The organism is Mesorhizobium alhagi CCNWXJ12-2 (assembly GCF_000236565.1).
In the GTDB taxonomy this organism is placed as follows: Bacteria; Pseudomonadota; Alphaproteobacteria; order Rhizobiales; family Rhizobiaceae; genus Allomesorhizobium; species Allomesorhizobium alhagi.
On sequence record NZ_AHAM01000023.1, the window covers coordinates 1 to 4,448 of the forward strand.

The window sequence follows — 4,448 nt, forward strand, 5'->3', positions numbered from 1 at the left end:
TCTCGGGCGGCGCTACAGCGGGCTGAGAGCCTCGTTTCCGACGATGCGGATTCTGGGCGGCTGCTGCGGCACCGACCATCGCCATATCGCGGCGATCTGCGAGGCTTGTGTGCCGCAGGCTGCGTAGGGCCGAGTTTCTCGGCTCCAGACGAGGTAGCCCTCATCCGCCTACCGGCACCTTCTCCCCGTATCCTTCGACAGGCTCAGGACGGGGGAAGGAGAAAAATCATTGAACCCACTTTGCGGCGGGACGGACCGTCCCGCCAAGGCGGAGCATTGTCATGAGCATTTCGACCTTTCCCGACGAGACGCGCCAATACGGCATTGCCGGCCGGATGAGACGCTGGCTGTCAGCCGCGGGCGACAACAGGCGCAAGGCGCGCGAATTCGGCTCGCTGGAAGATTTCAACGACCATTTGCTGCGCGACATGGGTATCCACCGCGAACCCCGCAGCCACTGGCGGCATCTGATGCGGTTTTGAGCCGGCAGGCTCGCCAACACCAGACCTGACAGATCCAGTACCGGCCTCGCAGTCCCAAGCGGCGCGGCCGGCGGATGACGCGGCGGGCCGCCGGCCCGGCCGCACGGACCTGCGCGCGAAGGCCACGCAGGGAACCTTCCCCCTCGCCTTCACACCACCGAAAGGAACGACATGAGAACGAACACCATCATCGCCGCCGCCGCTGCGGCCGCGGCGCTCACCTTCGCCTCACTGGCCTTCGCCCAGCAGGCCCCGACGGTCGAGGAGACCTACAAGGACATCGAGGCGAATTACGGCGTGCTGCCGGAATTCATGAAGGTCTATCCGAAGCAGGGCATCGCCGGCGCCTGGGCCTTGACCAAGGGGCTGGAGATCGAGAAAGGCGCGCTCGACCCCAAGGTCAAGTCGCTGATCAACATCGCGGTCGCGGCGCAGATCCCGTGCCGCTACTGCGTCTGGCTCGACACCAAGTTCGCCAAGGACATGGGCGCGACCGACCAGGAGATCGCGGAAGCCGTCGCCCAAGCCGGCCTTACCCGGCACTGGAGCGCTGTTCTGAACGGCATGCAGATCGATTTCGAGGCGTTCAAGGCCGAATTCGGCGGCGACTGAAGCCAGGGCGCGCGGGCGGTGGCCCGCCCGCGCGCCGCTCAACCCAAGATGCGAGTTCCAAACATGTCCAGAATGACCGCAATCCGCGCAGCGCAGGCGGCGGACATCCCGGCAATCCGTTCGATGCAGGAACGTTCCATGCGGGTGCTTGGCGGCAAACACTATGCGCCGGACAACATCGCGGCCTTTGTCGAACAGTTCGGCACGATGGATTTTGCGGTCGTGGGGGAAGGACACTTCCTTGTCGCGACCGATCAACACGGCCACCTGCTCGGCAGCGGCGGCTGGTCGCGCCTGGCGCCAGGCTACCAGCGCGGGAGCGGAGCGGCTAGCCCGCCGCGCGACATCGCCACCGTGCGCGGCGTTTTCGTCGATCCGGCCGCTGCGCGGAACGGCATCGGCGCCGCGATCATGCGTCACGCCGAGGCCGACGCGGCGAAGCACGGGATTTCCATGCTCAGGCTGACGGCCACCCTTTCGGGCGTAGCCCTCTACCAGGCGCTCGGATACCGGGAAACCGCACGCCGGGCGATCGAATTGGGCGAGAACCTGAGTTTCGGATGCGTGGATATGGAGAAACCGCTCGAAAAGCGGGCCGCATCGCAACCCGGCGGCGAACTCCTGATCAGTCAGTCGTAGCGCAGGTCCGACGCCTTTCCGCCGAAGACGCGGTAGGCGTAGAATGAATAGCCGATGATGACCGGCAGCACGAACAGCGTGCCGACAAGGATGATGGCCAGGCTTTCGGGCGCCGAGGCGGCCTGCCAGATGGTGAGCCGGTCGGGCACCACGAAGGGATAGAATGACCAGGCGAGCCCGGCGAAGCCCAGTGTGAAGATGGCAGCGAGCGTCAGGAAGGGCAGCATGGCGTGGCGGTCATTGGCCTTGGGCAGATGGAAGGTTTGCCACCAGAGCCAGGCGAAGAGCAGGGCTGACAGGATGGGCAGCGGCGCCAGATAGACCATGTCGGGCAGGACGAACCAGCGGTCGAAGATGCGCGGGCTGGCAAGCGGCGTGGCGATCGACACGGCAGCCATGCCGAGCGCGGTGAAGACCAGCGCCGAGCGCAGCCAGAGCACGGCCTTCTCCTGCAATTCGCCTTCTGTCTTGTAGATGAGCCAGGCAGCGCCCATGGCGGCGTAGGCCGCGGCGAGGCAGAGCGCCACCAGCGCGCCGAAGACCATGGCCGGCAGCCCTGTCGCCAGGCCGAGCACGTAGACGCCGAGCATGTAGCCCTGCGCCAGCGAGGCGATCAGCGAACCGGCGAAGAAGGCCCGGTTCCAGCGCTGCTTGCGGTGGGCCGGCACCTTGGCGCGAAAATCGAAGGCGACGCCGCGCAGGATCAGGCCGAACAGGAGCACAAAAACCGGCAGGTAGAGCGCCGTCAGGATGACGCCGTGCGCCAGCGGGAAAGCGACCAGCAAGAGGCCGACGGCGAGCACCAGCCAAGTCTCGTTGGCGTCCCAGAACGGGCCGATGGCAGCGATCATCGTGTCCTGCTCCTCGTCGCCGGCAAAGGCGAACAGGATGCCGATGCCGAGGTCGAAGCCGTCGAGGACGACGTAGATCAGGATTGCAAGGCCCATCAGGCCGGCGAAGATGAACGGGAGAAGGATCGGCCAGTCTAGGGTCATGGTGTCTTCCCCTCATGCTGAAGCGGTTGCGACAGGGGCCGGCCGAGCACCGACGGCAGCGGAGACTCGTCGCCGTCCTTCGCAGCCTTCAACGCCAGATGCACCAGCGTGGCGAGATAGGCGACGATAAGGACCGAATAGAGGGCCAGATAGCCGGCGAGCGTCATCGCGACATGGCCGCCGGCGACCGGGCCTAGCGCCTCGTGAGTCTTCATAACGCCGGTGACCAGCCAGGGCTGGCGGCCGATCTCGGTCGTGTACCAGCCGGCGAGCGTCGCGACCCAGCCCGACAATGTCATCGGCACCAGCAGATAGGCCAGCACCCGCGGCAAAGTGCGCCGCCGCCAGAGGAAATATGTGGCAGACCAGGAGATGACGAGCATCAGGATGCCGGTGCCAACCATGATGCGGAAGCCGAAGAAAAGCGGCGCGACCGGCGGGTGATTGCCGACGAAATCGTTGAGGCCGGGGACGACGCCGGCGGCGTGATGCGTCAGGATCAGGCTGCCGGCATTGGGGATCGAGATTTCATAGCGGTTCGTCCGCGTGGTCTCGTCGGGCCATGCAAACAGGATCAGCGGCACATTGGCCTCAGTCTCCCAATTGGCCTCCATAGCGGCGACCTTCTGGGGCTGGTGCTCAAGCGTGTTCAGCCCGTGCTGGTCGCCGGCGAAGATCTGGATCGGGATCAGGATGGCGGCGGCGAAGATGCCGGTGCGCAGCGCCTTCCACATCGATTCCGAGCGATCGCCGACCAGATAGCGCAGGGCCGACAGGCCGGCGATGAAGAAGGAAACCGTCAGGCCGGAGGCGAGCAGCATGTGGACGAGACGATAGGGGAAGGACGGGTTGAAGATGACCGCCCACCAGTCGGTGGCGTGGGCGACGCCGTCGCGCATCTCGAAGCCGGCCGGCGTCTGCATCCAGGAATTCAGCGCCAGTATCCAGAAGGCCGACATGGTGGTGCCGAAGGCGACCAGGAAGGTCGCGGCGGTGTGGACCTTGTTGGAGACGCGGCGGAAGCCGAACAGCATGATGCCAAGGAATACCGCCTCAAGGAAGAAGGCGGTGAGCACCTCGTAGGCGAGCAGCGGGCCTGCGATGTTGCCGACACGCTCCATATAGCCCGGCCAGTTGGTGCCGAACTGAAAGCTCATCGTGACGCCGGAGACCACGCCCATGGCGAAGGACAGCGCAAATACCTTCACCCAGGTGAAATAGGCGCGCATCCAGGCGGTATCGGAGGTGGCGTTGTAGCGGAGCTTGAAAAACAGGAGCATCCAGCCAAGCGCGATGGTGATCGCGGGAAACAGGATATGGAACGAGATGTTCGCGGCAAACTGGATGCGCGACAGGATGAGCGGGTCTGCTTCCATGACCAGTGCCTTCCCGGCTGTTACAACCGAAAGCTATGCCCGAGCGAGCGCGCGGTCAAAGCGGCGCTATGGCGCAGCCCTTCGGCAGGCTCAGGATAGTGGCGGAGTGTCGCAGCCTATGGTTGCGGTACCGTTACTGTGCCGGGACCACCCGCCAGACCTTGTTGCCGACATCGTCGGCCACGAGCAGTGCGCCTCGCCTGTCGATGGCGACGCCGACCGGCCGGCCGAGCGCCTTGTCGTCGGCGCTGACGAAACCGGTGAGGATATCCTGCGGCGGGCCGGAAGGCTTGCCGTTCTGGAACGGCACGAAAATAACCTTGTAGCCGCTGCGTGGCCGGCGG

General features: G+C 65.3%; 6 protein-coding genes and 1 pseudogene. 4 read left to right on the forward strand and 3 right to left on the reverse strand.

Annotated features, from left to right (window positions below; translation table 11 throughout):
* The 4 genes from MAXJ12_RS36480 to MAXJ12_RS02210 form a co-directional block, all read left to right on the forward strand.
* The coding region (locus MAXJ12_RS36480) for a homocysteine S-methyltransferase family protein (protein WP_008834111.1) at window positions 1–127 on the forward strand (127 nt) is incomplete at its 5' end.
* A 154-nt stretch (window positions 128–281) separates the two neighbouring features.
* Entirely contained in the window at window positions 282–482 is a 201-nt protein-coding gene (locus tag MAXJ12_RS02200) for a hypothetical protein (RefSeq protein ID WP_008834112.1), read from the forward strand.
* 171 nt (window positions 483–653) lie between these two features.
* Window positions 654–1,094, forward strand: a complete 441-nt coding sequence (locus MAXJ12_RS02205; protein ID WP_008834113.1) for a carboxymuconolactone decarboxylase family protein — start codon at window positions 654–656, stop codon at window positions 1,092–1,094.
* 63 nt (window positions 1,095–1,157) lie between these two features.
* Window positions 1,158–1,733 (forward strand): GNAT family N-acetyltransferase, encoded by a 576-nt coding sequence (locus tag MAXJ12_RS02210; protein ID WP_157999615.1) that lies wholly within the window; start codon window positions 1,158–1,160, stop codon window positions 1,731–1,733.
* On the opposite strand, the gene MAXJ12_RS02215 is transcribed toward MAXJ12_RS02210, so the two are convergent.
* The 3 genes and pseudogenes from MAXJ12_RS02215 to MAXJ12_RS02225 all read right to left on the reverse strand — a co-directional run.
* A complete protein-coding gene (locus tag MAXJ12_RS02215) occupies window positions 1,724–2,728 on the reverse strand; it encodes a cytochrome d ubiquinol oxidase subunit II (protein WP_008834115.1) in 1,005 nt (334 codons plus the stop codon). The two genes, MAXJ12_RS02210 and MAXJ12_RS02215, sit on opposite strands and share 10 nt — an antisense overlap.
* The gene (locus MAXJ12_RS02220; protein WP_008834116.1) at window positions 2,725–4,104 is read right to left on the reverse strand and encodes a cytochrome ubiquinol oxidase subunit I; all 1,380 of its coding nucleotides are present in this window, start codon (window positions 4,102–4,104) and stop codon (window positions 2,725–2,727) included. The genes MAXJ12_RS02215 and MAXJ12_RS02220 overlap by 4 nt, the downstream gene beginning before the upstream one ends.
* A 133-nt stretch (window positions 4,105–4,237) precedes the next feature.
* Window positions 4,238–4,448, reverse strand: a pseudogene (locus tag MAXJ12_RS02225) (sorbosone dehydrogenase family protein); the annotation flags it as partial.

Excerpts from the sequence above, each read along its gene's own strand:
- MAXJ12_RS02200 (WP_008834112.1), top strand. The coding sequence starts at position 282 with ATGAGCATTTCGACCTTTCCCGACGAGACGCGCCAATACGGCATTGCC.
- MAXJ12_RS02205 (WP_008834113.1), top strand. The coding sequence starts at position 654 with ATGAGAACGAACACCATCATCGCCGCCGCCGCTGCGGCCGCGGCGCTC.
- MAXJ12_RS02210 (WP_157999615.1), top strand. The coding sequence starts at position 1,158 with ATGTCCAGAATGACCGCAATCCGCGCAGCGCAGGCGGCGGACATCCCG.
- MAXJ12_RS02215 (WP_008834115.1), bottom strand. The coding sequence starts at position 2,728 with ATGACCCTAGACTGGCCGATCCTTCTCCCGTTCATCTTCGCCGGCCTG.
- MAXJ12_RS02220 (WP_008834116.1), bottom strand. The coding sequence starts at position 4,104 with ATGGAAGCAGACCCGCTCATCCTGTCGCGCATCCAGTTTGCCGCGAAC.